Genomic DNA, 16370 nt, shown 5'->3' with positions numbered 1-16370 from the left:
CGCAAAGGGTCAGTGTAGCCAGTTGGCACACTGATGTCCAGTGCGGGTTCTTCGAGACCCTCGTAGTTCTCAACGCCCTCGGTCCGGTAGCCCTCAATCGCACGGTGATACTGCCCTCTTCGTCGTCGATCCATGCCTCGGATACGGATCCTTGTGACGACGCGTCCTGAGAATTGCGCGCTGCGTGCGGTTCGTCAAGGCCCCCTGGCGCGAACCGGGGCGCTCGGAGACACGACGAAGATCACCATACCCCCCGCTCAGAGGGGTGCGAGGTAACCGTGGCCGCGCTTCCAGGAACGCCGAAGAGCGACCACCCAGATGGATGATCGCTCTTCGGTGCGTGGGCGTTACAGCCCCGGGAGGGGCAGTTTCAGCCTTCGCGTGCGGTCGTCGCCGACCGCGGGGTGTTACTTGACCTCGACGGAGGCGCCGGCGGCCTTGAGGGACTCGGCAGCCTTCTCGGCGGCCTCCTTGGCGACCTTCTCGAGAACGGGCTTCGGAGCGCCGTCCACGAGGTCCTTGGCCTCCTTCAGACCCAGGGAGGTCAGCTCACGCACGACCTTGATGACCTGGATCTTCTTCTCGCCGGCACCGGTGAGGACGACGTCGAACTCGTCCTGCTCCTCGACGGCGTCGGCAACGGCGGCCGGACCGGCCGGGCCCGCGACGGCGACCGCGGCGGCGGCGGTGACGTCGAACTTGTCCTCGAACGCCTTCACGAACTCGGAGAGCTCGATGAGGGTCATCTCCTCGAACTGCGCGAGCAGGTCTTCCTGGCTGAGCTTCGCCATGGTGGGCGATCCTTCCACTAATTCGGCTGGTGCCGGTATGTACATGTGTGGCGGGCGTACTGTCGGCCCGCTACGACCTCTGCCTGAGGCGGGACGCCTCAGACGGCGGTCATTTCGCGAGCCGAGTTACTCGGCACCGCCCTGCTCGGCCTGCTTGGCGCGAAGAGCGTCCACGGTGCGGACGAGCTTCGAGGGAAGCGCCTGGAAGAGCTGAGCAGCCTGAGACTGCTTGCCCTTGAAGGCACCCGCCAGCTTGCTGAGCAGAACCTCGCGGGACTCGAGGTCCGCAAGCTTCTTGATCTCGTCGGCGGACAGCGCCTTGCCGTCAAGGACACCGCCCTTGATGACGAGGTTCGGGTTGTCCTTGGCGAAGTCACGAAGACCCTTCGCCGACTCCACCGGGTCACCGGTGATGAAGGCGACCGCCGTCGGACCGTTGAAAAGGTCGTCGAGCGTGTTGATCCCGGCCTCGTTGGCCGCAATCTTGGTCAGCGTGTTCTTCACCACGGCGTACTGGGCGTTCTCACCGAGCGAACGACGCAGCGTCTTGAGCTGCGCCACGGTGAGACCCCGGTACTCGGTCAGCACGGCGGCGTTCGAACTGCGGAACGCGTCCGTCAGCTCGGCTACCGCGGCAGCCTTGTCGGGCCTTGCCATAGAGCGTCGGCCTCCTTCCGGGTGATGAGGACCGCTCAGAAGGGGCTGTGACAGACGAAACGCCCCGGCGCAGGCGCACGGGGCGTAGCTCGACCGGACGAATTCCGTGAAAGGAGTTCTGTTCGGGAGCACATCCACTGACACCTGCGCGGGTCGTCCGCATTGCAGCGGATCCTTCGGCCACCGCACACTCTGCTGAGTGCACGGCAACGACCAGCGGTCTTTGGCTTCTTCAGGAGCGTACGGGAACCGGTCGCCGTCAAGCAAATCCGCCCGTACGGGGACCGGCCGCGCGCCGGGCCGGGTGGTCGGGCCGGGTTGGACGGGCCGCGCGCCGGGGCGGGCGGTCGGCCGGTCGCCCGGCGGCGCTCAGTCCGCGGCCTTGCGCAGCTGCTCGGCCAGGTCCACGGTGTCCGAGGCCGGCGGCGCGTGCACGGTCACGGGCTTGCCGTAGTCGGAGAAGGTGATGGTCAGGTCGAGCGGGCCACGCCGGCCGAAGCCCTGCATGCGCAGCTGCCTGGTGCGGTCCTCGGCGTCGACCCACAGGTCCATGGTGAGCTCGTCGACGCCCAGCTTCTCGTACTGGGCGAGGCTCTTCTCGGTGCGTTGCCGGATCTTCGTCGGCTTGCCCTCGTAGGAGGCGCGGATCTCGTCGACCGTGGCCGTGCCCGTGTAATGGTCGGTGCGGACGCCGCCGACGGTCTCGGATCCGGCCTTCTTCAGGTCGTCGGCGCCGGCCAGGAAGCCGGTCTCGTGCACCGGGTTGTCCCGCATCTTGTCGGACATCCCGCCGTTGGCGCCGCGCTTGCCGAACCTGATCCAGTGCTTGCCGTCCTCGTCGGCTTCGTCGGTGCCTATGTAGAGCACCCCGCCGACGAACCGGAACTCGCCCGTGCCCTTCTCGGGGCCACTGAGCACGGTGGACTTCAGGCTCATCACCTGCGGCTTCGTGCCGATCGCGGCTTCGCCTCGGATCCGGCCCTCCTCCGGCGTCCGGCCGTTCGTGCGGTAGCGCAGGGACACCGGCTGCTCCGCCTTCTCCGCGGCCCGTGTGACCGCCTCCGCCGCGGCGGACGCGTCATCCCCGCTCCCCGTACCGCCCACCGCCGCACAGCCGCTGACGAGCAGCACGGACAGCCCGAGGACACCCACGGCAGACCTCATCCAATTTCCCCCAGAACCCCATACAGAGAACACACGATCGACGCACAGCAAGACCGTGAAGGTATCCCAGGAACCGGGAGGAGGTCCCGTGAATTACGAGCCTCCGGCCGCCCCCTGCCGCTTCACCAGCTCGCGGAAGTCCGTCGTGTCGCCGGCCGACGGCGCCTCGGCCACGACCTCGGTGCCGTAGTCGGTGTAGAAGGCCGTCTGGCTGTACGCGCCCGCCGTGGTCTCGCCCTTCTCGACCTTCTTGGCCAGCAGGTCCCGGTCGTCGACCCAGATGTCGACGGTCTCCGTGGTGACGCCGGCCTGTTCCAGCGTCTTCTTCAGCTCGTCGAGCTGGCTCCGGCTGAGGTGGGAGTTCTTCTCGGCGAGGTCGGCCACCTCGACGGTGCCGGAGTAGTGCGTGGTGTTCCGGCCCCGCACCTTCTCCTCGCCGACCTCCCGGACGTCCCCGGAGGCCAGCAGCAGCTTCACCGACTGGTTCGGGGTGGTGTTCGTCAGCTGGTCCTTCAGAAAGGCGCCGGAGCCGCCGCCGAGCTTCTCGAGGTCGTCGTACGCGTACTTGATCCAGTGTCTGCCGCCGGCCTGCCCCGCGAAGGAGTCGCCCATCCGGGCGTAGTAGGCGTCGGGCAGGTATCGGGCCTCCATCGAGGTGGTGCCCATCTGCCGCATCGTGTCGGCCATGGTGCCGCCGGTGTACGTGATGGTGAGCGTGCCGGTGAGGCCGTCCTTCCAGCCCAGGGCGCCCTCGGCGGTCATCGACATCACCGAGCCCATGGTGGTGGTGGACTCGACCTTCGCGGAGTCGGCGCCGCCGGTGGACTTCTCCGCGCTCCGCAGCGCCGCGACGGGGCTGAGCCTCGGGCTGTCCTCCCCGCCCTTCCCGGAGCCGCCCGACCCGCCGGACCCGCCCGAGCCGCTGCAGGCCGTCGCCGCCGCCGCCAGGGTCACCGCCGCGATCGAGAGGCCCGCGCGGCGCACACTCGTGCACTTCATTCGTCCCACCCCCATGGAATGCCTGTCACTGGACGTTAACGCACGGCACTGACAGTCGTACGAAGAAAGAGAGATACGACAAAAAGGGACGAGCCCCGCACCTCGAAAGGTTGCGGGGCTCGTCGCCGACTCGGGCGAACCGTCAGGTTCAGACCGCGGCCGGGTCCTCCTCGACGAGAAGGTTCCGGGTGCGGTTCGGGTCGACCTGGATGCCGGGGCCGATCGTGGTGCTGATCGCGGCCTTCTTGATGTAGCGACCCTTGGCGGCGGACGGCTTCAGACGGAGGATCTCCTCCAGCGCCGCGCCGTAGTTCTCCACCAGCTTGTCGTCGTCGAAGGACGCCTTGCCGATGATGAAGTGCAGGTTCGAGTGCTTGTCGACGCGGAACTCGATCTTGCCGCCCTTGATCTCGGTCACGGCCTTGACCACGTCCGGGGTCACGGTGCCGGTCTTCGGGTTGGGCATCAGACCACGCGGGCCGAGGACGCGGCCGAGACGGCCGACCTTGCCCATGAGGTCCGGGGTGGCGACGACGGCGTCGAAGTCCAGACGCCCCTTCGCCACCTCGTCGATCAGTTCGTCGGAGCCGACGATGTCGGCGCCCGCGGCCTCCGCGGCCGCAGCACGGTCACCGGTCGCGAAGACCAGGACCCGGGCGGTCTTGCCGGTGCCGTGCGGCAGGTTCACGGTGCCACGGACCATCTGGTCGGCCTTGCGCGGGTCGACACCCAGGCGGAAGGCGACCTCGACGGTGCCGTCGAACTTGCTCGTGGAGGTCTCCTTGGCGAGACGGACGGCCTCGAGCGGGGCGTAGAGCTTCTCCCGGTCGATCTTGGCGTCCGCAGCGCGGAGGGACTTGCTGCGCTTGCTCACTACTGCTCCAGTGTGTCTTGAGGAGTCGTGGTACGGGCCGAGCAGGCCCTGCCACGGTGCTACGAAGGTGCTACGGGGCTGGGAATCAGCCCTCGACCGTGATGCCCATGGAGCGGGCGGTGCCGGCGATGATCTTCGACGCGGCGTCCAGGTCGTTGGCGTTCAGGTCGGGAAGCTTGGTCGTGGCGATCTCGCGGACCTGCGCCTCGGTGATCTTGGCGACCTTGGTCTTGTGCGGCTCGCCCGAGCCCTTCTCGACACCCGCGGCCTTGAGGATCATCTTCGCGGCCGGCGGCGTCTTGGTGACGAAGGTGAAGGAGCGGTCCTCGTAGACCGTGATCTCCACCGGGATCACCCAGCCACGCTGCGACTCGGTCGCGGCGTTGTAGGCCTTGCAGAACTCCATGATGTTGACGCCGTGCTGGCCGAGCGCGGGGCCGACCGGCGGCGCGGGGTTGGCCGCACCGGCGTTGATCTGGAGCTTGATGAGCCCCGTGACCTTCTTCTTCTTGGGAGGCATTGCTCTCTCCGGGTCCTAGTGAGAGTTTTTTCAGCCTTCCGGTCCGGATGATCCGGATGGAGGCATACCGCACAACGATAACGGGTATCTCTGCGCGGCCAAAAACCGAGCAGGTCAGGCGAGCTGTGACAGCCCGCCTGACCTGGTCGGAGGCGTGTGTTCCAGAAGGAGCTAGTTCTTCTGGATCTGGTCGAAGCTGAGCTCGACCGGGGTCTCGCGGCCGAAGATCTCCACGAGGCCCTTGACCTTCTTCGAGTCGGCGTTGATCTCGTTGATCGTGGCCTGCAGCGTGGCGAAGGGGCCGTCGGTGACGGTGACCGAGTCGCCCACCTCGAAGTCGAGCACCTGGACCTCGACCTTGCGGGCCGGAGCCGGCTTGCCCTCGGCCTCGGCGGCCTCACGGGCGGCCTTCTCCTCGGCCTCCGGGGCGAGCATCTTGACGATCTCGTCCAGGGTCAGCGGGTACGGGTCGTAGGCGTTGCCCACGAAGCCGGTGACGCCGGGGGTGTTGCGGACGACGCCCCAGGACTCGTTCGTCAGGTCCATGCGCACCAGCACGTAGCCGGGGAGCTTGTTCTGACGGATGGTCTTGCGCTCGCCGTTCTTGATCTGCGCGACCTCTTCCTGCGGCACCTCGGCCTGGAAGATGAAGTCCTCGACGTTCAGCGAGACGGCGCGCTGCTCCAGGTTGGTCTTCACGCGGTTCTCGTAACCGGCGTACGTGTGGATGACGTACCACTCGCCGGGGAGGGTGCGCAGTTCCTCGCGCAGGGCGACGACGGGGTCGACCGGCTCGGCCGGCTCTTCCTCTTCGGCTTCCCCGGACTCGTCGTCCTCGGACTGGGCTTCCTCGGACTCTTCGGCGACGGTCTCGTCGTCCTCGGCGTCCTCGTCCTCGACGTGCAGCGCGGCTTCCTCCGCGGGCTCGCCCGCCTCGGCCTCGGCAGCCTCGAACTCGTCCACCTCGTCCGAGCCCTCGACGATGTCGAGCTCGTCGTCCACGGACTCGTCCGGCTCGATGGCGTCGTTCAGGTTCTGGTCAGACACGGTGGCTGCTTCTTCCTGGATACATAGGGGTGGAACATGCGAAAGGGGCGCCGGATACCTCGGCGCCCTTCGCTCTAGGCTCAGCCAAAGACGTACTTGGCGGCGTGGCTGAGTCCATAGTCAATCACGGTCACCAGGCCGATCATGATGACGACGAACACGATCACCACGGTGGTGTACGTCGTCAGCTGACTACGAGTGGGCCATACGACCTTGCGGAGCTCCGCAACGATCTGGCGATAGAAGAGCGCGAGGCGCTTGAGCGGGCCCTTCTTGGCGCGCTTGCCGCCCTTGCGGGCCTTCTTCTTCGCCTCAGGCGCCTCGTCCTGGGCATCAGGCGTGTCGATGGAGCCCACGGCGTCCGCCATTCGTCCTCACCTGTTCCCGGGTCGTGGCCGTGCCGCGCCCGGTCTGAGCCGCACGGCGAGTGCATTGCTGTACGTACATGCGCTGCGCACACATCCTGCTGATGGAGTGTGTAGCAGGGCCGGAGGGACTTGAACCCCCAACCGCTGGTTTTGGAGACCAGTGCTCTACCAATTGAGCTACGACCCTTTGTGTGTCCCCAACGTACCGCATCCGCTCAGGTGCTCGGTGTGCACCTGGTTGCGGGGCGCGGCTGTCGAAGGCCAACGACGTGTGAGTGTACGTGGTCTTGAGCGCCTCGTCGAACGGAAAGCGGCCTTGATCGGATTCCTTCGGATGTTCTCTTTGATGACCGCTCGGCTGACCAGTCCGTGAAACCCGTGTGCCGGGCCGGTTTCCGGTCTGAAACCATGGGCCCCATGAGCGCTGCAACCCCTCCCACCGAGCGCCGGGTCTCCGCCCGCGTCGGCGCGATCTCCGAGTCCGCCACCCTCGCCGTGGACGCCAAGGCCAAGGCCCTGAAGGCCGCCGGGCGTCCGGTGATCGGCTTCGGCGCCGGCGAGCCCGACTTCCCGACCCCGGACTACATCGTCGAGGCCGCGATCGAGGCCTGCAAGAACCCCAAGTTCCACCGGTACACGCCCGCCGGGGGCCTGCCCGAGCTGAAGGCCGCGATCGCCGCGAAGACGCTGCGTGACTCCGGCTACGAGGTCGAGGCCTCGCAGATCCTGGTCACCAACGGCGGCAAGCAGGCCATCTACGAGGCCTTCGCCGCCATCCTCGACCCGGGCGACGAGGTCATCGTCCCGGCGCCGTACTGGACCACGTACCCGGAGTCGATCCGGCTGGCCGGCGGCGTCCCGGTCGACGTGGTGGCCGACGAGACGACCGGTTACCGCGTCTCCGTCGAGCAGTTGGAGGCGGCCCGCACGGAGCGCACCAAGGTCGTCCTCTTCGTCTCCCCGTCCAACCCGACCGGCGCGGTCTACAGCGCCGAGGACGCCGAGGCGATCGGCCGCTGGGCCGTCGAGCACGGCCTGTGGGTCATGACGGACGAGATCTACGAGCACCTCGTCTACGGCGACGCGACGTTCACCTCGCTCCCGGCGATCCTCCCCGAGCTGCGCGACAAGTGCATCGTCGTCAACGGCGTCGCCAAGACGTACGCGATGACCGGCTGGCGGGTGGGCTGGATCATCGGCCCGAAGGACGTCGTCAAGGCCGCGACGAACCTGCAGTCGCACGCCACCTCGAACGTTTCCAACGTGGCGCAGATCGCCGCCCTGGCCGCCGTCTCCGGTGACCTGTCGGCCGTCGAGACGATGCGCGAGGCCTTCGACCGGCGTCGCAGGACGATCGTCCGGATGCTCAACGAGATCGACGGCGTCGTCTGCCCGGAGCCGGAGGGCGCGTTCTACGCCTACCCGTCGGTGAAGGCGCTGCTCGGCAAGGAGATCCGCGGCAGGCGCCCGCAGGACTCGGTCGAGCTGGCCGCGCTGATCCTGGAGGAGTCCGAGGTCGCGGTGGTGCCGGGCGAGGCCTTCGGCACCCCGGGGTATCTGCGGCTGTCGTACGCGCTGGGCGACGAGGACCTCGTCGAGGGCGTGAGCCGCATCCAGAAGCTGCTGGCGGAGGCCCGGGACTGACGTCCGCTTCCCGCACGGGACCGCATGCCGACACCGGCGTGCGGTCCCGCTGCTTTGTGCGAGCAAGACCACGTTCGGGGAAAGCGCTACCGGGACGCCCGGGGCATGCGGCAGGATCCCTGGATGGAGCGTGTACGTGATGTCTCTGAGCTGCCGAAAGCCCATCTGCACCTGCACTTCACCGGGTCGATGCGGGCCACCACCGTGCTGGAACTGGCCGACAAGTACGGCGTGCACCTGCCGGACGCGCTGACCGAGGCGCTGACCAGCGGGGAGCCACCCAAGCTGCGGGCCACGGACGAGCGGGGCTGGTTCCGCTTCCAGCGCCTGTACGACGCGGCCCGGTCGTGTGTGCGGGAGCCGGAGGACATCCAGCGGCTGGTGCGGGAGGCCGCCGAGGAGGACCTCAGGGACGGCTCGCACTGGCTGGAGATCCAGGTCGACCCGACGTCGTACGCGCCCCGGCTGGGCGGGCTGATCCCGGCGCTGGAGATCATCCTGGACGCGGTCGAGACGACGTCGCGCGAGACCGGGCTCGGGATGCGGGTGCTGGTCGCGGCGAACCGGATGAAGCATCCGCTGGACGCCCGCACCCTGGCCCGGCTGGCCGTGCGGTACGCGGACCGCGGGGTGGTCGGCTTCGGGCTCTCCAACGACGAACGCCGTGGCATGGCACGGGACTTCGACCGGGCGTTCGCGATCGCCCGCGAGGGCGGGCTGCTGTCCGCCCCGCACGGCGGCGAGCTGACCGGCCCGTCGTCCGTCCGCGACTGTCTGGACGACCTGTACGCGAACCGGCTGGGGCACGGCGTACGGGCGGCCGAGGACCCCCGGCTGCTGAGGAAGCTCGCCGAACGCGGCGTGACCTGCGAGGTCTGCCCGGCCTCGAACGTGGCCCTGGGCGTGTACGAGAAGCCCGAGGACGTCCCGCTGCGCACCCTGTTCGACGCGGGCGTCCCCATGGCGCTGGGCGCCGACGACCCACTGCTGTTCGGCTCGCGCCTGGCGGCCCAGTACGAGATCGCCCGACGCCACCACGCCTTCACGGACGAGGAGTTGGCGGAACTGGCCCGGCAGTCGGTGCGGGGCTCGGCGGCGCCCGAGGACGTACGCCGGAAGTTGTTGTCGGGCGTGGACGACTGGCTGGCGTCCTGAGCCCGGTGCCGCTGAGCCCGCCCCCGCGGAGCCCGGCACGGCTGAGCCGCGGGTCGGGGTCGGGGGGTCGGGGGCGTGTCGTCGTCGGCTGCTCGCCGGGTCTTCAGCCGGTGAGGCCGCCGGTGGTCCCGGGGGCGTGCGAGGTGCCGCCGGTGGGGCTCGTGGGGCTGGTGTGGCTCGCCGCGCCGGTGACGCCGGTCAGGAGCGTGCGCGCCAGGCGCGCGGCGAAGTCCTGCACCTCGGGCCGATCCCCCACCGCGTCGTAGGCGAACGCCCGCTGCGCACAGGCGCCCATCAGCAGCGAGGCCGCGGCGAACGGGTCCGCGTCCTGGTGCACCCGGCCCACACCTTGCTCGGCCCGCAGATACCCGGCGAGTTGCTCGATCGGCACGTGCGGGCCCCCGCCCAGTTCCCGCATGCCCTCGTCGTGCCGCCGTTTGAGCTGCATCTCGGCGTACAGGGAGGCCGCGATCGGGAAGCTCTCCTCGTAGAAGAGCGCCGCCTGGCGGGCGATCTCGGTGAGGTTGCCCTCCAGGGTGCCCCGGCCGGGTTCGGCCGTGAGGCTGTCGAGCAGCGGGGCGAGCCGCGGGAGCCGCTCGATGAGGACCCGGATGAACAGTTCTTCCTTGCTCGGGAAGTACTTGTAGAGCGCCGCCTCGGAGCAGCCGGCGGCCTTCGCGATCTCCTTGGTGGTGGCGCGGGCCAGTCCGACGGTGAGCATCAGCTCGTGCGCGGCGTCGAGGATGCGGACGCGGGCCGGTCGCTCCATGGGGAATCCCCTCTTGACGAGTGAGTGAATGCTTACCCATGCTAGAGGACCTGGGGTGAGTGAATACTCACCCACCGACTCGGAGTGGGGAGCACGCCATGAGGTTCACCGTTTTCGGGGCCACCGGAGGCATCGGCCGGGAGGTCGTCCGCCAGGCCCTGGACGCCGGCCACGACGTCACGGCCGTGGTGCGGGACCCTGCCGGGCTCGGCGTCACCGGCGACCGCCTGGAGGTGGTCCGCGCCGACCTGGCCGACCCGGAGTCGCTCCGCCGCGCCGTGGCCGGCCGCGACGCGGTCCTGTCCGGGCTCGGCGCGCGCAGCCGCAAGGACGCGGGGGTGGCCGCCCGGCTCACGCGGACGGTGGTGTCGGCGCTGGAGGCGGAGGGCGTGCGTCGGCTGCTGGTGGTGAGCGCCGCTCCGGTCGGCCCCGAGCCGGTGGCCGACGGCTTCCTGGACCGCACCGTGCGCGGCCTCGTCTCCGCGGCCCTGAAGGACGTGTACGCCGACCTGCGCGCGATGGAGGCGGAGCTGGCGCGCAGCGCCACGGACTGGACGGTCGTCCGCCCGCCGCGTCTGCAGGACAAACCGGTCACCGGAAGGTACCGGACGGTGGTCGGCGGCTTCCCGCCCAAGGGCAGGTTCATCGGGCGGGCCGACGTGGCCCACGCGATGCTGGCGATGACCGAGAACGCGGGGACGGTGAAGCAGGGGGTGGGGGTCGCCTATTAGGCGGCTTCAGCGACCTTCAGGGGCCTCGCGGCGCTCGGTGGCCGGGACTTCGGGATACCGGGACTTCGGGACTTCGGGGCTCCGGGATACCGGTATCCCGGAACCCTGGAACCGGTCGGGGTCTACAGCCCGACGCCGACCATCACCGGCTCGTTTACCAGGGTGACCCCGAACGCCTCGCGCACGCCGGCGACGACCTCGCGGGCCAGCGCCAGCAGGTCTTCCGTGGTGGCCGCGCCCCGGTTGGTGAGCGCGAGGGTGTGTTTGGTGGAGATGCGGGCGGGGCCGCTGCCGTACCCCTTGGTGAAGCCCGCTTTGTCGATCAGCCACGCCGCGGAGGTCTTGGTGTGGCCCTCGCCGACCGGGTAGGCGGGCGGCTCCGCACCGTCGCCCAGCCGCTCCTTCACGCGCGCGTGGAAGGCGGCGAAGTCGGCGTCGGTGAGAATCGGATTGGTGAAGAACGAACCGGCCGACCAGGTGTCGTGGTCCTCGGCGTCCAGCACCATGCCCTTCCCGGCGCGCAGCTTCAGCACGGTCTCGCGGGCGTCGGCGAGCGGCACCCGGTCGCCCGGCCCGACGCCCAGCGCGCGTGCCGTCTCGGCGTACTTCAGCGGTGCCGACAGCCCGTCCGCGTCCTCCAGTTCGAAGCGGACGCGCAGGACGACATACCGGTCCGGATCGGCCTTGAAGCGGCTGTGCCGGTAGGAGAAGGCGCACTCCTCGTTGGTGAGCGTGACAGTCTCATCCGCCCGGCGGTCGTAGGCGACCACGCCGGTGATCGTCGTGGACACCTCCTGGCCGTACGCCCCGACGTTCTGGATAGGGGTGGCGCCCGCCGAGCCGGGGATGCCCGCCAGGCACTCGATCCCGGCCAGGCCGGCCGCGACGGTGCGGGCGACGGCGTCGCTCCACACCTCGCCCGCGGCCAGCTCCAGCCGCGTCCCGGTGAGTTCGCAGCCGCGGGTGGCGATGCGCAGGGCCGTCCCCTCGAAACCCTTGTCGCCGATGACGAGATTGGAGCCGCCGCCGACGATCAGCAGGGGCGTGCCGTCGGCGTCGGCCTCGCGCACGGCGGCGATCACCTCGGCGTCGGTGGTCGCGGTCAGCAGCCTGGCGGCGGGGCCGCCCAGCCGGAAGGTGGTCAGCGGGGCGAGCGGGGCGTCGTGGAGTTCCTGCACGCGCCCCAGCCTACGAGAGACACCACCGACAGCCCGGTCCGGCCCGCCCGTCACGCGTAAGGGGCGCCTCCCCATGGCGGTTTCCAGGAGACGCCCCTTACCAGTCACTGCTCACTGCTCACTGCTCACTGCTCACTGCTCAGGCCAGTCGTACGACCGCCCGTGACATTCCCAGGACCTTCTGGCCGCCGCTCAGCACCGTCAGGTCCACCCGCACGGTGTTGTCGTCGAGCTTGGCGGCCACCTTGCCGGTGACCTCGATCACCGCGCCCCGGTCGTCGTTCGGGACGACGACCGGCCTGGTGAAGCGGACGCCGTAGTCCACGAGGGCGCCCGGGTCACCGGTCCAGTCGGTGACGACGCGGACCGCCTCGGCCATGGTGAACATGCCGTGCGCGATGACGTCCGGCAGGCCCACCTCCTTGGCGAACTTCTCGTTCCAGTGAATGGGGTTGAAGTCCCCGGAGGCGCCCGCGTACTGCACGAGCATGGCGCGGTCCACAGGGAAGGACCGGGCCGGCAGTTCGGTGCCGACCTCGACGTCGTCGTAAGCGATCTTCGTCGTCATCGGCTGCTCACGCTTCCCCGTCGGTCTGCGCCGGCTCCGCCGCACGGGCGACCAGCTTGGTCCAGGCGGTCACGACGTGCTCGCCGGTCTCGTCGTGCACCTCGCCGCGGATGTCCAGGATGTCGTTGCCCGCCATGGACTTGACGGCCTCGATGGTCGAGGTGACCGTCAGCCGGTCACCGGCGCGCACCGGGCGCTTGTAGGCGAACTTCTGGTCGCCGTGCACCACACGGCTGTAGTCGAGGCCCAGCTGGGGGTCCTGGACGACCTGTCCCGCCGCCTTGAAGGTGATCGAGAACACGAAGGTGGGCGGCGCGATCACATCGGCGTACCCGAGCGCCTTGGCGGCCTCAGGGTCGGTGTACGCCGGGTTGTCGTCCCCCACGGCCTCGGCGAACTCGCGGATCTTCTCGCGGCCGACCTCGTAGGGATCGGTGGGCGGGTAGCTCCGCCCGACGAAGGACTGGTCGAGCGCCATGGGCCTCGGCACCTCCTGGTTCTCTGCGTCGCTGTGCGTCGCTCTACTGACCGGTACGGGGTCGCTCAACGACACGAGGCCGCCCCCGATCACTCGGGGACGGCCTCGCATACGAGCCTGATCTATCGCGTTTCGCGGTGCGCGGTGTGCGCGTTGCAACGCGGGCAGTGCTTCTTCATCTCCAGTCGGTCCGGGTTGTTACGCCGGTTCTTCTTGGTGATGTAGTTCCGCTCCTTGCACTCCACGCAGGCCAGCGTGATCTTCGGGCGGACGTCGGTGGCAGCCACAGGAGTGCTCCTTGACGAACGGATGGGACGATTAACGCATAAAAGAGTAGCCGATCGAAGGACCGACCCCACAATCGGCTACTGTCAGTAGCGGTGACCGGACTTGAACCGGTGACACAGCGATTATGAGCCGCTTGCTCTACCGACTGAGCTACACCGCTTTGATGGGATCAGGTCCCGCCTCGCGACGGGAACCTCACCCACCAGAGCCCCAATACGGAATCGAACCGTAGACCTTCTCCTTACCATGGAGACGCTCTACCGACTGAGCTATTGGGGCGAGCGATGAAGACATTACACGGTCCGCAGCCGTTCACCCAAATCCGTTTCGCGAGCCCCTCCGGCCCTCCTTGCAGGGCCGTCCTGGCGTTCGTTTCCCCGGGGGCCCGAGTGGCTCCGAGTGCTTCCCGAGTGCCTCCCGAAGGTCTCCTCAGGGGCCTCACGCGCCCCTTACGCACAGCGGACCACGCCGGTACGACTATTGCGCTCCTCCCCGCCCTTGCCGAAGCGCCGCCCTAGGCTCGACTCACTCTGCGTGATCATGCGTCCCGCCACGGCGCCTGCATCCTCAGCGCCCTCTGCGCCCCGCGCAGTCCCGAGCCCCTGGAGCCCGATGCCCGACAGCCGGCCGCAGCCGCCCCACTCGTGGTCCTCCTCCGGCGCCTCCTCGGGCACACCGGACCCGGCCGCCCTGCTGTTGTGCGGGGCGCGTCTGACGGACGGCCGCACCGTGGACGTACGGCTGGGCCGCGGGCGCATCGAGGCGGTCGGAACGGCCGGGAGTCTGGCCGGGAGCATGACCGCGGGCGCGGCCCGCGGCGGAGCACGCGTGGACCTCGACGGCTACCTCCTCCTGCCGGCCCCCGCCGAGCCGCACGCGCACGCCGACACCGCGCTCACGGCGGACGCCGACGGCCCCGTCTCGTACACCCCCGAGGACGTCCAGCGCCGCGCCACCGAGGCGGTGCTGCTGCAGCTCGGCCACGGCGCGACCGCGCTGCGCGCTCATGTGCATGTGGGGGACGTCCAGGGCCTCGGCGCGCTGGCCGCCGTCCTCCAGGCCCGGCGCTCGCTGCGTGGGCTGGCGGAGCTGACGGCGGTGGCGATGCCGCGGGTACTGACCGGGGCGGCGGGGGCGGACGGGCGCGCGATGCTGACGGACGCGGTGAAGATGGGCGCCGCGGTGGTCGGCGGCTGCCCGGACCTGGACCCCGATCCCGCAGGGTACGTGGAGACCGTGCTCGAGGTCGCCTCCGAACACGGCTGCCCCGTCGACCTGCACACCGACGCCGCCGATCCGGCCCGGCTCGGCCGCCTCGCCGCGATGGCCGGCGGGCTGCGGCCCGGCGTCGCCCTCAGCCCCTGCGGCGGCCTGGGCCGCCTCCCCGCCGAGGCGGCCGGCCGCACCGCCGACCAACTGGCCGCCGCCGGCGTGACGGTGGTCTGCCTGCCCCAGGGCGGCTGCGGCGCCGTCGAGGACCGCCGGGCCGCGCCCGTACGGCTGTTGCGCGCGGCCGGGGTGCGGCTGGCCGCCGGCAGCGGCGCGTTGCGGGACGTCCGCAACCCGGTGGGCCGCGGCGACCCCCTCGAAGCGGCCTACCTGCTCGCCTCCCGCCACGGCCTGCGTCCCGAGGACGCCTACGACGCCGTCAGCACGTCCGCGCGGGCCGCGCTGGGTCTGCCCGAGGTCCGCGTGGAGGCCGGCTTCCCGGCCGACCTCCTCGCCGTCCGCGGCGACCGGCTGGCGGGGATCCTGTCGTTGGCGTACAGCCGGATCGTCATCCACCGGGGGCGCGTGGTGGCTCGCACGAGCGCCGTCCGCGAGTACTGCAACTCGGCGGCCGCCGAGGAGTTGGGTCTGCCGCGGCAGGGGCGGGGCGAACCGTCGTAGTGCCGCCGCAGCAGCGGCCGCGGGGCGACACGCGGTCGTGAGGCCTGACGTGGTCGCGTGGTCGCGTCGTGGCGGACTTGGTCGCGCGATGGCGGGGCGGGGCGTGCAGTGGTGAACGTGGTTGTGCGGTGGCGGATGGGGCCGTGCGGCGGCGGACGGGGTCGGCCGGGCGTACGGTCGGAACCATGCGCATTGTCATCGCTGGTGGTCATGGTCAGATCGCGTTGCGGCTGGAGCGGTTGCTCGCCGCGCGCGGGAACGAGGTCGCGGGGATCATCCGCAAGGCGGAACAGAGCGACGACCTGAGGACGGCCGGCGCCGAACCGGTCGTCCTGGACCTGGAGTCGGCGTCCGTCGAGGAGGTCGCCGAGCGGCTGCGGGGCGCGGACGCGGCGGTCTTCGCGGCGGGCGCCGGCCCGGGCAGCGCGGTGCAACGCAAGGACAGCGTGGACAAGGGCGCGGCCGTGTTGTTCGCGGACGCGGCGGTCCGGGCGGGCGTACGTCGCTTCGTGATCGTCTCGTCCATGGGCGCGGACCCGGAGCACCAGGGGAACGAGGTCTTCGACGTCTACCTGCGCGCCAAGGGCGCGGCGGACGCGTACGTGCGGGGCCTGGACTCCCTCGACTGGACGATCCTGCGCCCGGGCGCGCTCACGGACGACGCCGGGACCGGCCTGGTCCGCCTGGAGGCCCGCACGGGCCGCGGTCCCGTCCCACGAGAGGACGTGGCCGCCGTACTGGCCGAACTCCTGGACTCGCCGGCCACGTCCGGCCTCACCCTGGAGCTGATCAGCGGCTCTACGCCGGTGTCGGTCGCCGTGAAGGCGGTGGCGGGGAACTGAGGGCGGTGGCCGGGGCGGTCTGACGGAGGCCGGGCGGCGGCGAGGAACCGACGGTGTGGGTGTGAGGGGTCTCGTCGCCCTCACGGTCGGGGGCGCGCGAAGGCCCGCCGCCCGCCGGATGCGCACTGCGGACGCGCTAGAAGAGCGGCAGCTGTCCCGGGAACGCCGGGACCACATACCCGTCCAACGACGGCTGGACGGCACCCAGTTGCGCCGCCCTCCGGGAACCCGGGCAGGAGACGAGGTCCCCGCTCTCCCGTGTCCCGGGCGGGTCGTGCCGGGCGAACCGTCCGGCGACGACGGCGATCTCCCGATGGCACTCCGGGCAGCTTCTACGGCGGCTGGACAGGCTGGACATGAGGTCAGTGTGCCCCAGTGGGCCACGCGGGTACCCCGTGGCCGGACGC

At 70.1% G+C, this 16370-nt stretch carries 19 protein-coding genes and 3 tRNA genes; 5 read left to right on the top strand and 17 right to left on the bottom strand.

Features of this window, described 5'->3' with window-relative positions; translation table 11 throughout:
- Positions 1-407: 407 nt before the first annotated feature.
- The 9 genes from rplL to QA802_RS25075 all read right to left on the bottom strand — a co-directional run bounded on the left by rplL (position 408) and on the right by QA802_RS25075 (position 6607).
- Positions 408-791 carry a 50S ribosomal protein L7/L12 gene (rplL, locus tag QA802_RS25115; protein WP_319164277.1) on the bottom strand — a complete coding sequence of 128 codons (384 nt, stop codon included), beginning with the start codon at positions 789-791 and terminating at the stop codon, positions 408-410.
- 126 nt (positions 792-917) lie between these two features.
- Positions 918-1448: a 50S ribosomal protein L10 gene (gene rplJ, locus QA802_RS25110; protein WP_057584693.1), complete on the bottom strand. Its 531-nt coding sequence runs from the start codon at positions 1446-1448 to the stop codon at positions 918-920.
- Positions 1449-1817: 369 nt separating this feature from the next.
- Positions 1818-2612 carry an SCO4651 family lipoprotein gene (locus QA802_RS25105; RefSeq protein WP_334526856.1) on the bottom strand — a complete coding sequence of 265 codons (795 nt, stop codon included), beginning with the start codon at positions 2610-2612 and terminating at the stop codon, positions 1818-1820.
- 93 nt (positions 2613-2705) lie between these two features.
- On the bottom strand, positions 2706-3611 hold the full coding sequence (locus QA802_RS25100; RefSeq protein WP_334526854.1) for an SCO4651 family lipoprotein: 906 nt from the start codon (positions 3609-3611) through the stop codon (positions 2706-2708).
- Between the two features lie 148 nt (positions 3612-3759).
- The gene (gene rplA, locus QA802_RS25095) at positions 3760-4485 is read right to left on the bottom strand and encodes a 50S ribosomal protein L1 (protein WP_319164274.1); all 726 of its coding nucleotides are present in this window, start codon (positions 4483-4485) and stop codon (positions 3760-3762) included.
- A gap of 85 nt (positions 4486-4570) precedes the next feature.
- Positions 4571-5005, bottom strand: a complete 435-nt coding sequence (rplK, locus tag QA802_RS25090) for a 50S ribosomal protein L11 (RefSeq protein ID WP_005481290.1) — start codon at positions 5003-5005, stop codon at positions 4571-4573.
- 171 nt (positions 5006-5176) lie between these two features.
- A complete protein-coding gene (gene nusG, locus QA802_RS25085) occupies positions 5177-6052 on the bottom strand; it encodes a transcription termination/antitermination protein NusG (protein ID WP_334526851.1) in 876 nt (291 codons plus the stop codon).
- An 80-nt stretch (positions 6053-6132) separates the two neighbouring features.
- Positions 6133-6420: a preprotein translocase subunit SecE gene (gene secE / locus QA802_RS25080; RefSeq protein ID WP_319164272.1), complete on the bottom strand. Its 288-nt coding sequence runs from the start codon at positions 6418-6420 to the stop codon at positions 6133-6135.
- 114 nt (positions 6421-6534) lie between these two features.
- Positions 6535-6607: transfer RNA gene (locus QA802_RS25075), tRNA-Trp, on the bottom strand.
- 230 nt (positions 6608-6837) lie between these two features.
- On the opposite strand from QA802_RS25075, the gene QA802_RS25070 reads away from it, so the two are divergent.
- Positions 6838-8064: a pyridoxal phosphate-dependent aminotransferase gene (locus tag QA802_RS25070; protein WP_334526845.1), complete on the top strand. Its 1227-nt coding sequence runs from the start codon at positions 6838-6840 to the stop codon at positions 8062-8064.
- Between the two features lie 123 nt (positions 8065-8187).
- Positions 8188-9219 (top strand): adenosine deaminase, encoded by a 1032-nt coding sequence (locus tag QA802_RS25065; RefSeq protein ID WP_334526842.1) that lies wholly within the window; start codon positions 8188-8190, stop codon positions 9217-9219.
- Positions 9220-9322: 103 nt separating this feature from the next.
- On the opposite strand, the gene QA802_RS25060 is transcribed toward QA802_RS25065, so the two are convergent.
- Positions 9323-9988, bottom strand: a complete 666-nt coding sequence (locus tag QA802_RS25060) for a TetR/AcrR family transcriptional regulator (RefSeq protein WP_334526839.1) — start codon at positions 9986-9988, stop codon at positions 9323-9325.
- Between the two features lie 98 nt (positions 9989-10086).
- On the opposite strand from QA802_RS25060, the gene QA802_RS25055 reads away from it, so the two are divergent.
- Positions 10087-10719: an NAD(P)-dependent oxidoreductase gene (locus QA802_RS25055; protein ID WP_334526836.1), complete on the top strand. Its 633-nt coding sequence runs from the start codon at positions 10087-10089 to the stop codon at positions 10717-10719.
- 122 nt (positions 10720-10841) lie between these two features.
- Here the strand turns inward: QA802_RS25055 and QA802_RS25050 are convergent, their stop codons facing one another.
- From QA802_RS25050 to QA802_RS25025, 6 genes are all read right to left on the bottom strand, one after another.
- Complete coding sequence (locus QA802_RS25050) at positions 10842-11897, bottom strand: UDP-N-acetylmuramate dehydrogenase (RefSeq protein WP_334526833.1); 1056 nt, start codon at positions 11895-11897, stop codon at positions 10842-10844.
- A 139-nt stretch (positions 11898-12036) separates the two neighbouring features.
- Positions 12037-12465, bottom strand: a complete 429-nt coding sequence (locus QA802_RS25045; protein WP_334526830.1) for a MaoC family dehydratase — start codon at positions 12463-12465, stop codon at positions 12037-12039.
- Positions 12466-12472: 7 nt separating this feature from the next.
- Positions 12473-12943, bottom strand: coding sequence for an FAS1-like dehydratase domain-containing protein (locus tag QA802_RS25040; RefSeq protein WP_319164265.1), 471 nt, complete (start codon positions 12941-12943; stop codon positions 12473-12475).
- 122 nt (positions 12944-13065) lie between these two features.
- Entirely contained in the window at positions 13066-13230 is a 165-nt protein-coding gene (rpmG, locus tag QA802_RS25035; RefSeq protein WP_003948671.1) for a 50S ribosomal protein L33, read from the bottom strand.
- A gap of 88 nt (positions 13231-13318) precedes the next feature.
- Positions 13319-13391, bottom strand: a tRNA-Met gene (locus QA802_RS25030).
- 46 nt (positions 13392-13437) lie between these two features.
- Positions 13438-13510, bottom strand: a tRNA-Thr gene (locus QA802_RS25025).
- Positions 13511-13843: 333 nt separating this feature from the next.
- Here QA802_RS25025 and QA802_RS25020 point away from each other — a divergent pair.
- Positions 13844-15121 (top strand): amidohydrolase family protein, encoded by a 1278-nt coding sequence (locus QA802_RS25020; protein ID WP_334526825.1) that lies wholly within the window; start codon positions 13844-13846, stop codon positions 15119-15121.
- A 185-nt stretch (positions 15122-15306) separates the two neighbouring features.
- Positions 15307-15963 (top strand): SDR family oxidoreductase, encoded by a 657-nt coding sequence (locus QA802_RS25015; protein ID WP_334526823.1) that lies wholly within the window; start codon positions 15307-15309, stop codon positions 15961-15963.
- Positions 15964-16099: 136 nt separating this feature from the next.
- Here the strand turns inward: QA802_RS25015 and QA802_RS25010 are convergent, their stop codons facing one another.
- Positions 16100-16312: a hypothetical protein gene (locus tag QA802_RS25010; RefSeq protein WP_334534870.1), complete on the bottom strand. Its 213-nt coding sequence runs from the start codon at positions 16310-16312 to the stop codon at positions 16100-16102.
- Positions 16313-16370 lie beyond the last annotated feature (58 nt).

It is taken from the genome of Streptomyces sp. B21-105 (assembly GCF_036898465.1).
GTDB lineage: Bacteria > Actinomycetota > Actinomycetes > Streptomycetales > Streptomycetaceae > Streptomyces.
The sequence above is the reverse complement of the archived record's forward strand: the minus strand, read 5'-3'. Positions and strand labels throughout refer to the sequence as shown.